Here is a 16,105-nt window from a genome sequence, read left to right on the forward strand (position 1 = left end):
GAGCGTCCCCACGCCTTCCGATTTGCGGCAGGCATGCGGCGTTCGATTGCGCCCCACCGCAGCGCACAGAGGTCTCTGACACGGCTAGCGGCGCCTGGATCTGCGTTTCCGGCGCGGCTGGGAGCGCTGTCCGCGTCCGGAAACGTTACCGCCGCTGTTCCTCAGGCGAGTTCGACAGGGAACCACGGTTCGCACGTAGCCGTGAAGTCATCGGAGACGGTCCATTGCATGGAGAACATCAACCGCGGAGTTGATCTGCGGCGCCTGAGATCGGGTGTCACTTCCGAACGCCGGCGGGACTTCGTCCGTGTACTCGCGCCGACCAACGACGAACCAGAGACCGCGCGCTGGTATGGAGCCGCGATTGATGTACGTGTGCGGGCGCACCGAGTCGAAACTGAGCGAGTCTCCCGGCCCTAGGACGACTTCCTCGAATTCCAGGCGGACGGTCAACTCTCCGCTCATGATGTAAGCGTGCTCGACCCCACTGTGCCGCATCATGCGGCCTTCGATTGAGCTCGATGCGCCCGGCTCGTAGGTGACGAGCATCGGGTCGACGTTTCCCCCCACGAGTGCGGACAGACGCTCCCAGCGCACGCCTTTCTCCATCTCGATCACGGGGTTCTCCGACGAGCGCTGATAGAAGGAGTGCCTTGTCCCGCTGCCGACGGGGCGCGGGGCGGGGTGCGGCTCTGGTGGCGCAGAGGACGGCGTCGTGGCTTCGGTTCGTTTGGCCATGAGATCGTCGTGCGAGACGCCGAGGTAGTTCACGAGCGCGTAGAGGGTGCTGACCGACGGCGACGTCTTTCCGGTTTCGACCTGCGAGACCAGACTCGCCGAGACCCCGACCGCGCTGGCGACTGCCCGAACGCTCAAGCCGCGCGCCATGCGTGCTGCTCGGAGTTGCGCGCCGATCTCGCTAACGATCATGAACACCCACTTCGGAGAGGCGATACAAGCAGAACGCGCGCTCGTCGCCCGTGGCTCGCCGATCTACGCCACGGCACGACGCGATTTCGACCACCGCCGGGTGAGCGTGGTTCCCAGGAGGATCACGACACCCAGCACAATCGCCTGATCCCAGAACTGGAAGCCCATGAGGCTCATTCCGCTGGCGAGCATCGTGATGACGAGGGCGCCGAAGACTGTTCTCACCACGCCGCCGTGTCCGCCGACGAGAGCGGTGCCGCCGATGATGGCTGCAGTGATCGCTTTGAGCAAGAGGTCGTCACCCGACGCCGGATTCCCCGACCCGAGCCGCATCGCGAGCATGATGCCGGCGATGCCGCTGAGCAGCCCGGCGAGCGTGTAGGTGATGAATTTCACTCGCGGCACGTCAATTCCGTTGAACCGCGCCGCGGTCTCGTTTTGACCCACCAGTCTCACATAGCGGCCGAACCGTGTCTTGGCCAGCACCACGGCCACGACAGCCACGATGATGACGGCGAGCACGAAGAGGTTCGGGACGGCTGCGAAGAAGCCGCGCCCGTAGACCGTGGCAGCGTCAGGGAGTCCGCCGACAGCGGCGGCAGTGCCCCCGGAACCGGCCGTGATTGCCGCCGCGAGGTAGGCGATGGCTCTGACCACGAGCAGCATGCCGAGAGTGAGCACGAATGGCACGAGGCGGGCGTACCCGATGAGCACGCCGTTGAGCGCACCGACGATTGCCCCGATCGCGACGCCGACCAAGACACCCAGGACTACGTTGTCCGTCGAGCTCATTGCGATGGCAGCCCCGACCGCGGAGCACGCCACCACCGAGCCGACCGAGAGGTCTAGACCGCCGATGAGGAAGACGAGAGTGGTCCCGGTCGCGGCGACGATCAAGACCGACGAGTCTCGGAGGATGTTGAAGAGGTTCGTCGATGAGGTGAAGCCGTTCGCCAGGAGCGCGAAGGCTATGAAGGCGATGATGAGCACGGGAATCATCGGAGCGTTCCGGAGCGTTCCGGTCGCCAGTCGACGGATCATGATGGGTCTCTTCCTCATGTGACAGTGGTGGGTGGCCGGCGCCGTGGACGCCGGCCACCGAACGAGTGCTTAGTTGCAGCCCCAGACGAGCGACGCGTTCTCTTCGACATCGGCCGGCGTGTACGGCGTGCCGGGAAGGAAGTCCGCTGAGTCGGCGGGCTCGCCGTTTGCTGCCTTGACCGCCTCCTCGAGCGCGCGCATGGTCATCTCCGGGATCGGAGTCGCGATGTCCATGTCGACGTAGCCATCTCGGACGCCCTTGCAACCATTGGGATCTCCATCGATTGCGACGAGGGCAACGTGCCCGGGCTCACCGACTTTGAACAGCTTGTTGGCGGCCGTCAAGGCCGAGATGGCGGGGGGCAACTGGCCGTCGGTCGGGATGAAGATCCCGCCGAGGTCCGAGTGCTGCTGAAGAGCGTTCTGAATGCCCGTCAGCGCGGGCTCCGGCTTCCAGTCGGTGGGGACGGATGCGACGATCTCGATGTTTGCCGCATCCTTGACACCGTCTTGGAGGCCCTGTGAGCGTCGAATGCCATTGTCGTTGTTGAGAGCTCCCTGGAGTTCGAGGAGCTTGAAGGGCTGCCCGGCAGCGATCTCCACGAACTTCTTGCCTGCCGCCAAGCCGTCAGCGTAGGGGTCGCCGCCGACGTGGTAAGGCACCCAGTCCGTCTCGGCCGGCGCCTGGTCAAGCGTGACGATCGGAACACCTGAGGCATCGGCCGAGTCGATGTCGGCCTTGATCGCCTGGATGTCGCTCGGAATGGCGACGATGGCTTTCGCGCCCTGAGAGATCAGGGTCTGAATCTGGCTCGACTGCGTCTGCGCGTCGAGTTGAGCTACCTGATAGACGAGCTTCACTCCGAGCTCTTCGGCGGCAATGTCCAAGTACTTCTGCTCGCCTTCTCGGAAAGCGGTCAGGTTGTCCAGCGAGACACCGATGGTGGTCTCCCCGTCAGCCGAGTCGCCGCCTGACCCCGACGAGCCAGGTGCTTCTGAGCTGCAGCCGGAAAGAACGACGGCGACGGCGACGGCGCCGAAGACGACGGAGGATGCGAGAGACTTTCTCATGTCGATACCCTTCATTGCGTACTGTGAAGTACGTACTGTGTGAACGCCGAGGCGTGGAGCCTAGGCGCGGACCCCGGCCGATGCGCTATCGGCGAGGAACTCTTTCTGCTTCGTGCGGCGACGCAGTTTGAGCCGGTCTGTGGCGATGGAGTCGGCGAGAACTGCAATCACGAGGACGAGGCCGCGAACGACGTCGTAGATGTAGATCGATGCATTGATGCTGTTCAGCCCGTTGTCGATGATCGTCAGCAGCAGAGCGCCGAGTGCCGTCCCGACGATCGAGCCCTTGCCTCCGAAGAGACTCGTCCCGCCCACGATCACAGCCGTGATGACGGTGAATTCGTAATTGACGCCCAGCGACACCTGGAGCGTGCCGATCTGGCCGACGGTCAGGATGCCCGCGATGACGGCGCACACGGCCGAGATCAGGTAGACGGCCAGTCGAAGTCGCTTCACGGGCAGCCCGGACTCGCGCGCGGACCGCTCCGAGCCGCCCAGAGCCACGATTTGGCGCCCGAAGACGGTGCGGCGCATCACGAGTGATCCGAGGAGGACGGCGAGGACGGCGAGGATGATGGGCAGCGCGACGCCGAAGATCTCGCCTCGCCCGAGCGCGGTGATCGGGCCGGCAGCGGCGCGGTCACCTGCGCCGCTGATGTGCAGGGCGACTCCGCGGTAGAGAGTAAGGGTTCCGAGCGTGACCAGCAGCGGATGCACGCGGAGCAGGTTGATCATCAACCCGTTGAAGAGGCCGCAGGCGACACCGACCGCGATTGCGATCACGTACGTCCAGATCGATGATTCGCCGGCGGCCGCCGAGGTCACGCCAGAAGCCGTAATGGCGACCACCATCGCGAGATTGATCAGGGAGCCGATGGAGAGGTCGATGCCGCCGGTCATGATCACGAAGGTCATCCCGACCGCGGCAATGATGGTCGGCGAGGCCTGGAGGAAGATGTTGCCGACGTTGCCCGGGCTGAGGAACGACGGCGACTGGAGCCCGAACACCAGAGCAGCGACCACGATGACGCCGACGAGCACCAGCGACTGCACGGGAAGGCGCACCCGTCCGCCGCGAACTGTAGTACCGGTCATCACTTGCCTCCCGAAGATGCTGCGCGGAGTATCGCCGTCGCGTCGAACTGCGAGCGTTCCAGCGAGGCGGCGATCCGCCCCTGCCGCATCACGAGAATGCGGTCGCTCATCGTGAACAGCTCCGGCAAATCGGAGGAGACCACGACCACCCCGACGCCTTGCGCCGCCAAAGCGAACACGGTCTGCTGCACCTGCGCCTTCGCGCCGACGTCGATGCCCTTGGTGGGCTCGTCCAACAGGCAGACCTTCGGACGCAGGGTCAGCCAGCGGGCCAGGATGGCCTTCTGCTGGTTGCCTCCCGAGAGCGACCCGAGGTCCGCCTCGATACCGTCGGTTTTCACGTCGAAGTCGGCCACCATGTCGGTGGCGAGGGCGCGTTCGACCTTGCTTTTGATCCAACCCCACTTGCTGGAGATGCGATCAAGCATCGCCGAGGTCAGATTTTCACGCACTGAGCGCTCCAGGAACGCCTGCTCCTCCCGGCGGTCCTCGGAGACGAGGACGAGGCCGCGCCTCCGGGCACGCGAGATGGAGCGCTTCTCGAACGGCCCGTCTGCGAGCCGCACGCGTCCTGTGGCCGGGCGAATACCAACGATCGACTGCATGAGTTCGCTGCGACCGGCTCCCGTGAGACCCGCGATGCCGACGATCTCCCCCGAACGCACCGACAACGACACATCATCGAGGAGGTAGTCGTCACTCAGACCTTCCACCGCCAACACGACCGGGCTCTGGGCGGTGACGTTGCTCGAATCGCGTGTGACCTCGCTGAGTTCCCGCCCCACCATGGCTTCTTCGATCTGGTGCGTGGACAGGTCTCCCGCCTCCGCCACGACGACGATCGCGCCGTCGCGCATCACGGCCACCCGATTACCCACGGCGGCGACCTCTTCGAGGAAGTGCGTGACGTGGATGAGTGCATACCCCTGATCGCGGAGTCGGCGCATCACCGTGAACAGCTGCTGGCGCTCGTTCAAACTCAAGGATGTCGTGGGCTCGTCGAGCACAAGAACGCTCGAGGAGACCTGGATCGCTTTGACGATCTCGACGAGCTGCCGCTGGCCGAGGGGCAACTCACTGACGAGCCGGGAGGTATCGAGTTCGACGCCCAGGAGGTCTCGGAAGAGTTCGTCGGTGCGAGCTATAAGCCCCTTCTCGCTCACGATGCCGACGCGCGAACCCAGGGACCGGATGTTGACGTTCTCGGCCACCGAGAGATTGGGGAAGAGGCTCAACTCCTGGTGGATCGCACCGAGGCCGAGTTCGACAGCCCTGTCCGCGTTCCATCGCGGTTCCGGGGTCCCGGCGAACGAGATCTCACCCGAGTCGGAGGGGATGAGGCCGCAGAGGATATTCTTGAGGGTCGATTTACCGGCGCCGTTCTCGCCGAGCAGGATGAGCGTCTCGCCGGCGTACACGTCGAGGTCGAGGCTCTTCAGAACCGTCGTGCCTTCGAAGGCCTTGCTCACGCCGCGGAGACTTAGCAGCGGCTCGGCGCGGGTTGCGGGTATCTCAGATGACATGAACTGGAACTCCAACTCGATACAACCTTGTGATCGTAGAGACGACCGTACATTAATACTGCACGGCCTCACAAATAAGACTGCACAGTTGGGCGTCTTGTCCATCACCAATGAACACTGTGCGACAATTGGTGCGCCGAAGGCCTCTGCATGTCTGGATCAGGCGGAGTGGCTGGAGGCGGACAATGTCGTTTCGATCGGAAAGAAGAGGTTGCTGTGCCTCACATCGCCATCCTGGGTACCGGCGCGAACGGTGCGAGCCTCGCGTGCGACCTCGTGAACGCGGGACACGACGTCACGATCATCGAGCAGTGGCCGGAGAACGTCGCCGCCATGCGATCGGCCGGCGTGCGGATCGAGATGCCGGATTCGACGAGCACAGCTCCCGTCCGAGCACTCAACCTCAGCGACGTCGCCACACTTCGTGGGGAGAAGTTCGACATCATCTTCGTCGTCATGAAGGCGTACGACACCCGATGGGCGTGTGAACTCGTCAAGCCCTACCTCCACGACCATGGCCTGGCTATCGGTCTGCAGAACGGCATGACCGTCGACATCATGGCCGACGTGTTCGGACCGCACCGCACCCTCGGTGCGGTCATCGAGATCGCTGCTGCGATGTGGACCCCCGGCGTTGTGGAACGCCACACACCACCCTCCGGCACGTGGTTCGCGGTCGGCAGCTTGGACGAGTCCACCCGGGGCCGGGAGACCGAGGCGACGAGCCTCCTGCAGCACTCGGGCACAGCGGTTGTCGTCGACGACATCCGGTCGGCGAAGTGGATGAAACTCGTCGTGAACGCGGCTGAACTCGTGACCTCCGCCATCCTCGACCTCCCGCTCTTGGACGCCGCAAGGCTTCCCGGAATGCACGATTTCATGCTCGCCACCGGCAAAGAGGCCATCCGCGTAGCCGTCGGAACCGGGCGATCGGTCGTTCCCATCTTCGGGCTCACCGATGTCGACCCGAGCCGGCCGGACCAATTCGTCGAGACGATGCTCGACGCGGTGTACACGCAGTGGTCGCTGCCGCAGACCAAGACGACCGTGCTCCAGGACTGGCAGAAGGGGCGCCGCGGTGAGGTCGATGAGCTCAACGGCTTCGTTGTGAGCGAGGGTGCCCGGATCGGCCTGCCGACTCCGGCGAACGCGAGGACGGTCGAGCTGGCGCACGAGATCGAGCAGGGCGCCCTGGCGGGATCGCCGGACAACCTGGCGCGCCTCACCGCGCCTCTATGACAGCACTTCACCACCCGTGACGGCGGCGACAAGGAAGCGGGGTTCAGGAACCTCGACGAGCCACGCGGCTGCCGCTCCGAGCTCCGATGGTTCGCCGAGCCGGCCTGCCGGGATGTGGGCGGAGCGCGACGCGAGCACGTCTTCATAGGTGACTCCCGCGCTCTCGGCCATTCCTTCGAACGCGCGGCGCAGCAGGGGAGTGTCGGTCGCACCGGGGCAGAGCACCCGGATCCGGGGACCGGAAGGCTGCGCGGCCAGACCGCGGGCCCATCCCATGAGAGCGAATTTCGATGCCGCGTACGCTCCGTTGTTCGCCTCCCCGTAGAGCCCTGCCTGGCTCGAGACGATGACGAACACACCGTCGCGGTCTTCGAGCACGTCCTGCAGAACATCGTGCAGACGGAACACCGAGATCGTGTTGACACGCATGACCCGCTCCGCGAAGGCGCGATCCACGCCGGCGATGCTGCGGGCTGCGGCGATGCCGTGAGCTGCGACGACCCCGTCCACGCCCCGGTCGATGACGGCCGCGCGCACGGCGGCGAGATGGTCCGGATCGGTCAGATCGCCGCTGAGGTCGACGTCGCCGCTCAGGTCGTGGAGGAAGACCGTGTGGCCTCCCGCTCTGAGTGCGCTGGCGATGGCAGAGCCGATCCCTCCCGCAGCGCCGGTGACGAGAACCTTCACAGCGCCTTCTCCCTCAGATCGTACGTCGTGCCCCGCGAGAAACCCCCGTGCGCCCCTTCGAGGTAGTCCACCGTGCGGTCGCGCCCCGACTGCTGCTCTTCGCTGGAGATCAGGAGGGTGCACGCGGGCGAGTCCGGGCCCGATTCGAGCGTCAACGATTGAACGAGCCCCCGCACCGCTTCGATGAACGCCTCGGTGCCGGGCATCGCGTCCGGGAGCATCCTCTCTGGCACTCGAAGATCGATGATTGACCGGCCACCCGCTGCTAGTCCAGACGCACGCGCGAGCTGTTCGATGACGGCGAAGACCCCATCCGTCAGGAGCGAATCCCGATCCGCGGGCGTCGAGGCGCGGAGCGGCCGGACGACCGCTCGCGCGACGCCCTGCTCGCCGAATTCCGCCTCGAGGGTGAACGATCCCGTCACAGTTGTGCCGCGTATTCGATGTGCACCTTGATGGCCGTCTGGCGATCTTGGGATGCCTCGAGTGCCTCGATGGCCTGATCACTGGGGAACCGATGGGTCACGAGGGGACTGAGATCAAGACCGGTGGCTTCCAGGAATCGCAGGGTGGCAGGCCAGTCGCCCGGAGCCCCGATCACGCCGGTGATGAAGAGCTCCTTGGCTTGGATCAGACCGAGCTTCGCTGGGGCTTCTCGACCGACGTCGATTCCCACATAGACGACGCGGCCGTGGAAGGCCGCCAGTTCCAGCGCCTGAGCCATGACACCGGGGTGTCCGCTGGCTTCGATCACGACGTCCGCGCCGCGCCCGCCCGATCGTTCTGCCAGCACTGCGGCGATGTCATCCGGACTCACGGCCTCGGTGGCGCCGAGGGCGAGGGCTGCCTTCCTGCGTTCTTCAGACGGCTCGACGACCAGGGTCGTGGCGCCGAGGGCGGCAGCCGCGGCGGCCGTCATCAGCCCGATCGGGCCGGCGCCGAGCACGACGACGACGTCGCTCGGATCGACATTGTTCGCCTTGCGGAGCGCCCCGTACGCCACGCTGAACGGTTCGACCAGAGCGCCGTTGGTCCACGAGACGCTGGCGGGCAGCTTGTGCAGCCACGCTGACTTCGCGACGAAGAAGTCGGCTGCGGCCCCGCTGATGGAGAAACCGAAGTGCTCGACGCCGATCACGCACTCGCCGACCACACGATCTCCGACGGCGAAATCATCCACCTTCGCTCCGATTGCGACCACCTCGCCTGCCCACTCGTGGCCGGGAATGATCGGATACGTGAACGGAATGATGTAGCGACCTTCGAGCAACTCGATGTCAGAGTGGCACACGCCCAGCGAGCGCGTGGCAACGAGGACTTCGTCGTCCGCGATTTCTGGCACCCCCAGTTCAACGATCTCAGGGGAGTTCTCGCTGAGGTAACGCAGGGCTTTCATACTGCTCCTTCGCAGGTCGATCGATCCAGTGGCGTACAGCCACACTGCACACAGAGGATACTACCGCACCGCTACTGAACGCGAACGGGACAACCTCATCGCTATCAGGCCGACGCCCTGCAGTGCGTCGTCGGCGTCCTCGCGCGTGACTTCGTCTCTAGAGTCGCAATCGATTGCAGTAGCGTATGAACTCGTCGTCGCCAACCCGTACTGATCCGCCACGACCACAGGAGTTCACCGATGACCGCCGAGACGTTTATGCCCGATCCTCCGACGATGCGCGCCGCCGTGTTCCACGGCCAGAAGGATGTGCGTATCGAGCACGTGCGCGTTCCTGAGGCCCTCCCCGGAGAACTCCTCCTCGAGGTCGGTGTCGTCGGGGTGTGCGGGACCGATGCCAGTGAGTGGGCGTACGGCCCGAAGGCGTTCCCCACCGACGCGCAGCACCCCGTCACCGGGCATGTCGGCCCGATGGTGATCGGCCACGAGTTCGGGGGAACGGTCGTGGCGGTCGGCGAGGGCGTCGACTCGTCGTGGCTCGGCAAGCTCGTGGCCTCCTGCGGGTCCGTCCCGTGCGGGGAATGTGGCGAATGCACCTCCGGTCGCTCCAATCTGTGCCGCCGGTACGCGGCGGTAGGGCTGCACCGAGACGGCGCGCTGGCCACTTACGTCTCCACTCCCGTGCGTAGCTGCGTAGACGTGGGATCTCTTGGGCTGAGCGCTGAAGAGGCGGCGTTGGCACAGCCGATGGCGATCGCCGTCCACTCCATGCGGCGCGTTCCCTTGAAGGCAGGCGACGTCGCGATCGTCCAGGGCGTCGGCGGCATCGGGGCGTTCCTCATCCATGCCCTCGTCGACGCCGGTGTGCACGTCGTCGCCGTCGATCTCGCGCCCGAGCGCCTCGACATCGCGAAAGACCTGGGCGCACCGGTCACGATCGTCGCCGGAACGACGGAGGCCGAAGCGCTCATCCGGGCTCAGTTCGAAGAAGTCGTCCCGGTGTTCTTCGAGGTCACCGGGACGGATCGGGGCCTCCAGCTCGCGATCGACATCGTCCCGATGGGGACGGCGATCGTGATGGTCGGCATACAGAAAGCGCCCCGCACCGTCGACCTGGCGCGCGTGACGGTCCGCGAGCTCAGCCTGATCGGGACTAACGCGATGGTTCGTGAGACGGACTTCCCCGAGGCGGCCCGGCTCGTCGCGGAGCGACGGGGGCGTTGGGGGATCATCGCGCCCGAGCCGCTGTCTCTCGACCGGCTCGTCGAGGGAGCTCTTCGCCCCATATCGGAGGGGAAACCGCCGGCCATCAAGACGCTCGTCCGGCCCTCACCATAATGGGCGGAGCGCGTGCGCACCGCCGTACGCGGGGAAGAAGGCAGTTCCGATGTCAAAATTCGGCCCGCCGACCTTGAAAGACGTTGCGGACCGCGCGGGCGTGCACGTCGGCACCGCGTCTCGCGCACTGAACGACGACCGGGCCCACCTGGTCAACGAGGAGACCCGCGCCCGTGTCCGATCCGCCGCGGAAGCGGTCGGCTACCGGATGAATGCGGTCGCCCGCTCGCTGCGGAAGGGAACGACGGGAGCTGTCGGTGTCGTCGTGGCGGACCTCTCCAACGGGTTCGTGCTCTCGCTCCTGCGGGGCGTGGAGCAGGAAACGCGAGCCCGCGGTGTCCTGCCCCTAGTGGCGGAGACGCACGACGACCCCGAAATTCTTCGAAGCGTTGTGACCCGCCTTCTGCGCTACCAGGTCGACGCCGTCATTCTGAGCGCCATCCACACCACCGACCGCGAGTTCGTGACCGAGCTGGAGCGCCGCGTCCCCGTCGTACTCGCGGTGCGTGGGTTCGACGCTCTGGACGTCTCGGAGGCGACGCATATGGAGGTGCTCCAGGACGATGTGCTCGGGGCGCGGACCGCGGTCACTCATCTCATCGGACTTGGGCACCGTCGCATCGCGCAATTGCCCGGCGACGATCGCATCTGGTCGTTCATCCGTCGCTCAGAGGGGTATCGGGCCGCCGTGGCCGCGCATCCCGAGGTCGAGGACGTGTCGACGGGCGGGCACGCCATCGCGAGCACGATCGGCGAAGGTCGGCGTCTCGCGGCGGAGCTCCTCCGCCGACCCGTCGACCGCCGGCCGACCGCGCTTTTCGCGCACAACGACCTCATGGCCGTCGGCGCGCTGGACGCTCTGCGCGACGCAGGCCTACGATGCCCCGACGACGTCTCCATCGTGGGCTACAACGATGCGCCGCTCAGCGATCACCTCGATCCGCCGCTCACCACCGTGCGGCTGCCCGGTTTTGAACTCGGCCGGCACAGCGCCCGTCTCGCTCTCGCGGCACTGGCCAACGGTGCTGCCACGCCTGAGCGGATCGTGCTCGCCCCCGAGTTCGTCGAACGCACGTCGACCCGCCCTGCGGGCTCCCCCACCTGAGGAGATCTCCGGCATGTGGATGACTGGACATCACCAGCTTGGCGGACTTCTCCTCACGCCGCTGCCACCGACCCGTTGAGCTGGTACATCTAGCGGAAGCAGTCACGCCGCTAGCGTCGCTGGCGCGGTGGTCCTCGGCGCCGGTACGCGCAGCGTCGATGCGGTCTTCGTGGCGGGTCGGCCGCGCAAGTGGGAAGGCCGACTGTTGGTCGAAGATGCCGACCGCCTGCGCAGCGATGTCCTCGAGTCGCGCGACCGCCTCCTCGAAGCGATCGAACACGAGCTCGACATCAGCGCCTGACGCGGCGGCGCTGGCGCGCCGCGAGGTGCCCGGTGATGATGCTGACGGCTGCCTTGGACGGGCTGGTCATAGTGGCCCGCCATCGCGAGAGGGAATGAGGCTGTCAGGACCCATCGCCATCGTCAACGTCGTGGCGCCGGTCACTGACGTCGGTTCATGCCGTCTCGGTGGCTCCCGCGAGAATCCGGCGCAGCGTGTCGGCGAACCTCGGGAAGTCGACGGTGTAACCGGCACTCGTCATCGCGCTGAATCCGACCAGGGCGGCGAGGACGGAGTCGATGGCCGCGCTCGTCTCAGGGGTGGCATCCGAACCGCCGCCGCCGAGCGCCCTGGCGAACAACGCGTGAAGGGCGGAGTGCCGCTCGACTGCGAGGTGGCGCACCGCGTCGTCCGTGAGCGCCTCGGCCCAGATGAACGTCGTCAACCGCGCCTGGTCATCGCCCCCGGCTGACGGGTCGATGTATTCGAGGAGTCTGTCGAGGATGGCGACGGCGCCTGCAGGCTCGTCGACCGCCGGGTCGGAAGTGCCGTCCCGGCCGCGGACGACGGCGGCGATGAGATCTGCCTTGGAGGGGAAGTGCCGGTAAAGTCCGCCCACCGACATGCCCACCTCTGCCGCCAGTCGCTGCATCGAGGCATTCCCAAATCCGGAATCGGCGAACACCCGTCGCGCGGCGTCGATGATCGTCGCCCGTCGCAACGCCGCTGTCTGCGGGGTCAGCCTCGGCACGAGCGCCGCCCCATCATCGTCAAAGCGAATGAACGTTCGCGGTACCATTGGGCCATGCACATCATCTTCCTGGGTGTTCCGGCTGCCGGCCACCTGTACCCCATGACTCCTTTGATGGACGCGGCTGTATCCGCGGGTCACGACGTCACCGTGATCACGGGTGGGGGCGGCGCTGCACTCCTCCCGCATCACCGCGTCGTGGAGGCAGGTCCTTCTGTCGCGGAGAGCATGACGGAGACCGAGCATCGCCTCGTCGGCGACGACGGTCGGCATCCCGGTGCGGGTGCGATCGAGCTCTTCGGGGGAGTGCGTTCCGACCTCGGCGCGGATGCTGTGCGGGAAGCGATCGACGGCCTCCATGCCGACCTGGTCATCGGCGATCTGCTCGACCAGCTCGCTCCACTGGTGGCCGCCTCGTTGCAAGTGCCTTTCGTGCAGTTCATCCCCTCCGGGCCGATTCCCAGCCCGCTCATGCGGGCGATCGAGGACCGAGCGTCGTCGTCGTTCAGCACCCGGCAGCTGACGCGCCCGACGCCGATCGCGGTCGTCGACCCGTTCCCCGCGGCGCTGCTTGACGGGGAGGAGCGGGAGGCAGCTTCCGCTCACGAGGCGATGCAGCCCGCCGTCTACCGAGAACCGGAGTCGTATCCGCGGGGCTTCGAGCTGGACCGCTCCGGGCCGGTCGCGGTGGTCAGCCTTGGTACGAGCGTGGATGAGCCCGAGATCGAGTCCGCCCTGGTGCAGGGGCTCGCCGGAGCGGGGTTCCAGGTCCTCATCACCAGCCCGCGTGGTGCCGCAGAGCCGGAGACGTCTCCCGAGAACGTGCATCGCGTCGGCTTCATCCCGCTGGGGCGGCTTCTGCCGTTGGCGGATGTGGTCGTGTCCGCGGGGGGAACCGGAACGACGCTCGCCGCTCTCACCGCGGGGGTGCCGATGGTCATCCGCCCCTTCTTGGCGGATCAGCCCTGGAACGCGACACGACTCGCGAACGCCGGCGTCGCGATCGCCATCGAGGACCCGGCGGACGTGGTGCACGCGGCGCACCGCCTGGTCACGGAACCGTCCTACCGGGAATCCGCCGCTCGAATCGCGGCCGCAATCAGGGAGATGCCGAGCGCAGAGGAGGTGCTCGCGCGCCTGGTCAGCTTGCTTGGCAACCGCGTGGCATCACCCAGCCGATGAGCCTCTGGGCTTCCCGTGCGGCCCGACTCCCGCGCGGCTCCGCCACCGGCGGATCAGTCCGTCGTACCGGCGTGAACCGAGGCGCGCTCGCAGATGGCTGCGGCGGCCTCCAGCAGCGCGCGCCGGTGATCTTGCAGGCGCTGGACGGAGGTGGGGTCGCTTCCGTCCGCTGTGAGCAGTGCGGCGGGGGACAGGTACCAGCTCTGAGCCAGCCCGAAAAGGAAGGCGAGGGTATCGACGGATTGCGTGGAGACGGTGTCTACCGCTGACATGGCTCGCACGCGCTCGATGTACGACCGAGTCGAATTGTGACCCTGCTCTGGCCGCTCGAGTTGGCGCCATAAGTGGATGCGCAGCGCTTCAGGGTGAGCGCGATGGTAGTCGAAGAGGCGCCCCGTCCACTGCGGGAGGTCGTCGTCTGTCAGCGGCACGCTCGCGGCCATGCTGTCGAGCGCGGAGTTCAGGGCTGCGAAGAACAGTTCCTCCTTGTTGCCGAAGTGCGCGTAAATCGAACGCACATTCGCGCTAGCGAGCGTTGCAATCCGTTCCACCCGCGCACCGGCGAGCCCGTGGCATGCGAACTCCTTCACCGCTGCATCGAGGATCCGTGTCGAGGTATCGGGGGGAGAGGAGGGCACCCCGCAAGTCTAGCGAAGTAAGTTCTTCTTGACCGCGGGCCTCGCATGATCATATGGTGAAGTAAAAGTTCCCTTACTGAGCGAGGTTCGATGAAGAAGCTAATCCTTGAGATGCGTGTGAACGAGTTCGCCTCTCGTGACGTGAACCCGCATGTCCCGTTCACCGCGGAGGAACTGGGCCAGGTCGCGGACGACTGCCGGGAGATCGGCGCATCGATGTTCCACTTCCATTCGCGGACGCCGGCAGGGGATCCTGACTTTTCTTACGAGACGTATCGGGACGTGATGGCTCGGGTGCGGGGCGGGTCGGACATCCTGGTGCACACCTCGCTCGGAGCGGAGATGCAGGTCGCAGACCCCGCGACTCGGCTGGAGAACGTCATTCGTCTGGTCCGGGACGGGCTGGGGCCGGATCTCATCCCGTTGGACATGGGGAGCAGTAATTTCGACCTGCTGACTCCGGACGGTTCGGACTTCGAGACGACCGACAAGGTGTACGTGAATACCACGGGCACGCTCAAGCAGTTCGCCGAGATCCTTCGGGACGAGGGCATCAAGCCGTACTTGCAGATCTGGAACGCGCCCAACCTGAGGCTGGCCGAGATCTTCGTCGACATGGGGATTCTCGACTCGCCGGTGTGGATGACGTTCGGGATGAGCGGTGGGCGGTCCTTCATCAATCACCCGCCCACCCCCGCAGGCCTGCACGCCTACCGCTCGCTCGTGCCTGAGAACCTGCGGGGGGAGTGGTCGGCCACCGTGTTCGCGGACAATCTCTTCCAGATCGCCCCTGACGTCCTCGAAAACGGGGGGCACATCTCGATCGGCATCGGCGACTACGCCTACCCCGAGCTCGGCCTGCCCACCAACCAAGAACTCGCTCAGGCTGTCGTCGACCTCGCGCGGAAGCACGGACGCGAGCTGGCGACCCCCGACGAGGCGCGCGAAATGCTCGGGATCGTGCCCTGATGTCTGATCGCGTGAATGGGCTCATCGCAACGCTGGAACAGGGCGATGTCGCCTTCGGCGCGTGGCTCCAGAACGGCGACTTCTCCGCCGCGCAGCGCGCGGGGGATTCCTCCGCGGACTTCGTGATCGTGGACATGGAGCATACTGGCTTCGGATTCACCGAGCTCGGCCACACGTTGCAATGGCTCCTCAGCCGGCGCACCTCTCATCTCCGCCCGGCCCCGGCCTCGCCTATCGTGCGAACCCCTGTCACCGCAGACGATCGGGCAGCGTGGGTCCATAAGCAAACGCTCGACTACGGCGCGATGGGTCTCCTGCTCGCGCAAGCGTCACGGGCCGAAGATGTCCGCGAGGTGGTGCAGTCCATGCGATATCGCCGGCGGGAGGACGACGGTCCCACCGGTCGGCGTGGTGCGCTACCCGGTACAGCGATGCGGTACCTGGGCATGGACTCACACACGGAGTACTTCGCCCGTGCGGATCTCTGGCCGCTCAACCCGCAGGGCGAACTGATGCTCGTCCTGCTGGTGGAGAGCGTCGAAGCCTGGCAGAACATCGACGAACTGGTCGCCGTGCCAGGTGTCGGCGCCGTGCTCTGGGGACCGGGCGACGGTCTCGTAAGCCTCGGCATCCACACCTTCGACGTCGCCGACCCGGTACTCGATCCCTACCGGGCGGCCGTCGTCGCATCGTGCAAGGCAGCGGGGATCCCCGTCGGCAACCCCGCCGCAACCGACCTTCACCGCGCAATCGATGAAGGCTTCGACTTCATATCCACGCCCAACTGGGACGAGGCCAGCATCACGGAAGCCCGGGCCTACGCACGCGCCCGCCGGCAAAGCTGACCGAACCCGCAAACC

Annotated in this window: 17 protein-coding genes; 7 read left to right on the forward strand and 10 right to left on the reverse strand. The window is 66.1% G+C overall.

The window, feature by feature from the left end:
• Window positions 1-207: 207 nt before the first annotated feature.
• The 5 genes from AC2DFQ_RS14030 to AC2DFQ_RS14050 all read right to left on the reverse strand — a co-directional run bounded on the left by AC2DFQ_RS14030 (window position 208) and on the right by AC2DFQ_RS14050 (window position 5,765).
• Window positions 208-930 (reverse strand): helix-turn-helix domain-containing protein, encoded by a 723-nt coding sequence (locus tag AC2DFQ_RS14030; protein WP_484534317.1) that lies wholly within the window; start codon window positions 928-930, stop codon window positions 208-210.
• Window positions 931-993: 63 nt separating this feature from the next.
• The gene (locus AC2DFQ_RS14035; RefSeq protein WP_484508016.1) at window positions 994-1,971 is read right to left on the reverse strand and encodes an ABC transporter permease; all 978 of its coding nucleotides are present in this window, start codon (window positions 1,969-1,971) and stop codon (window positions 994-996) included.
• 69 nt (window positions 1,972-2,040) lie between these two features.
• Window positions 2,041-3,042: a sugar ABC transporter substrate-binding protein gene (locus AC2DFQ_RS14040; RefSeq protein WP_484508017.1), complete on the reverse strand. Its 1,002-nt coding sequence runs from the start codon at window positions 3,040-3,042 to the stop codon at window positions 2,041-2,043.
• A 60-nt stretch (window positions 3,043-3,102) separates the two neighbouring features.
• Window positions 3,103-4,137, reverse strand: a complete 1,035-nt coding sequence (locus tag AC2DFQ_RS14045; protein WP_484534318.1) for an ABC transporter permease — start codon at window positions 4,135-4,137, stop codon at window positions 3,103-3,105.
• Window positions 4,137-5,765 (reverse strand): sugar ABC transporter ATP-binding protein, encoded by a 1,629-nt coding sequence (locus AC2DFQ_RS14050; protein ID WP_484534353.1) that lies wholly within the window; start codon window positions 5,763-5,765, stop codon window positions 4,137-4,139. The genes AC2DFQ_RS14045 and AC2DFQ_RS14050 overlap by 1 nt, the downstream gene beginning before the upstream one ends.
• A 111-nt stretch (window positions 5,766-5,876) precedes the next feature.
• Between AC2DFQ_RS14050 and AC2DFQ_RS14055 the strand changes: the two genes are divergently transcribed.
• Window positions 5,877-6,899 carry a ketopantoate reductase family protein gene (locus AC2DFQ_RS14055; RefSeq protein WP_484508019.1) on the forward strand — a complete coding sequence of 341 codons (1,023 nt, stop codon included), beginning with the start codon at window positions 5,877-5,879 and terminating at the stop codon, window positions 6,897-6,899.
• Here the strand turns inward: AC2DFQ_RS14055 and AC2DFQ_RS14060 are convergent.
• Genes AC2DFQ_RS14060 through AC2DFQ_RS14070 form a run of 3 tightly spaced genes read right to left on the reverse strand, consistent with a single transcriptional unit; the run spans window position 6,894 to window position 9,027 of the window.
• The gene (locus tag AC2DFQ_RS14060; protein ID WP_484508020.1) at window positions 6,894-7,586 is read right to left on the reverse strand and encodes an SDR family NAD(P)-dependent oxidoreductase; all 693 of its coding nucleotides are present in this window, start codon (window positions 7,584-7,586) and stop codon (window positions 6,894-6,896) included. The two genes, AC2DFQ_RS14055 and AC2DFQ_RS14060, sit on opposite strands and share 6 nt — an antisense overlap.
• Entirely contained in the window at window positions 7,583-8,011 is a 429-nt protein-coding gene (locus AC2DFQ_RS14065) for a hypothetical protein (RefSeq protein ID WP_484508021.1), read from the reverse strand. The genes AC2DFQ_RS14060 and AC2DFQ_RS14065 overlap by 4 nt, the downstream gene beginning before the upstream one ends.
• On the reverse strand, window positions 8,008-9,027 hold the full coding sequence (locus tag AC2DFQ_RS14070) for a zinc-dependent alcohol dehydrogenase (protein ID WP_484508022.1): 1,020 nt from the start codon (window positions 9,025-9,027) through the stop codon (window positions 8,008-8,010). Before AC2DFQ_RS14070 ends, AC2DFQ_RS14065 begins: the two co-directional genes overlap by 4 nt.
• A gap of 195 nt (window positions 9,028-9,222) precedes the next feature.
• On the opposite strand from AC2DFQ_RS14070, the gene AC2DFQ_RS14075 reads away from it, so the two are divergent.
• The 3 genes from AC2DFQ_RS14075 (at window position 9,223) to AC2DFQ_RS14085 (ending at window position 11,726) form a co-directional block, all read left to right on the forward strand.
• The gene (locus AC2DFQ_RS14075; protein WP_484508023.1) at window positions 9,223-10,320 is read left to right on the forward strand and encodes a zinc-dependent alcohol dehydrogenase; all 1,098 of its coding nucleotides are present in this window, start codon (window positions 9,223-9,225) and stop codon (window positions 10,318-10,320) included.
• 49 nt (window positions 10,321-10,369) lie between these two features.
• Entirely contained in the window at window positions 10,370-11,425 is a 1,056-nt protein-coding gene (locus tag AC2DFQ_RS14080) for a LacI family DNA-binding transcriptional regulator (protein ID WP_484534319.1), read from the forward strand.
• Window positions 11,426-11,552: 127 nt separating this feature from the next.
• The gene (locus AC2DFQ_RS14085) at window positions 11,553-11,726 is read left to right on the forward strand and encodes a hypothetical protein (protein WP_484508025.1); all 174 of its coding nucleotides are present in this window, start codon (window positions 11,553-11,555) and stop codon (window positions 11,724-11,726) included.
• A 154-nt stretch (window positions 11,727-11,880) separates the two neighbouring features.
• On the opposite strand, the gene AC2DFQ_RS14090 is transcribed toward AC2DFQ_RS14085, so the two are convergent.
• Window positions 11,881-12,456, reverse strand: coding sequence for a TetR/AcrR family transcriptional regulator (locus tag AC2DFQ_RS14090; protein WP_484508026.1), 576 nt, complete (start codon window positions 12,454-12,456; stop codon window positions 11,881-11,883).
• A gap of 54 nt (window positions 12,457-12,510) precedes the next feature.
• Here AC2DFQ_RS14090 and AC2DFQ_RS14095 point away from each other — a divergent pair, with 54 nt between their 5' ends.
• Window positions 12,511-13,638, forward strand: coding sequence for a glycosyltransferase (locus AC2DFQ_RS14095; protein ID WP_484534320.1), 1,128 nt, complete (start codon window positions 12,511-12,513; stop codon window positions 13,636-13,638).
• A 53-nt stretch (window positions 13,639-13,691) separates the two neighbouring features.
• Here AC2DFQ_RS14095 and AC2DFQ_RS14100 read toward each other — a convergent pair whose 3' ends face one another.
• The gene (locus tag AC2DFQ_RS14100; RefSeq protein WP_484534321.1) at window positions 13,692-14,276 is read right to left on the reverse strand and encodes a TetR/AcrR family transcriptional regulator; all 585 of its coding nucleotides are present in this window, start codon (window positions 14,274-14,276) and stop codon (window positions 13,692-13,694) included.
• Between the two features lie 90 nt (window positions 14,277-14,366).
• Here AC2DFQ_RS14100 and AC2DFQ_RS14105 point away from each other — a divergent pair, with 90 nt between their 5' ends.
• A complete protein-coding gene (locus tag AC2DFQ_RS14105; RefSeq protein WP_484508029.1) occupies window positions 14,367-15,245 on the forward strand; it encodes a beta-keto acid cleavage family enzyme in 879 nt (292 codons plus the stop codon).
• Window positions 15,245-16,090: an HpcH/HpaI aldolase family protein gene (locus AC2DFQ_RS14110; RefSeq protein WP_484508030.1), complete on the forward strand. Its 846-nt coding sequence runs from the start codon at window positions 15,245-15,247 to the stop codon at window positions 16,088-16,090. The genes AC2DFQ_RS14105 and AC2DFQ_RS14110 overlap by 1 nt, the downstream gene beginning before the upstream one ends.
• Window positions 16,091-16,105: the final 15 nt, after the last annotated feature.

This window comes from Microbacterium sp. Z11_20 (assembly GCF_057197605.1).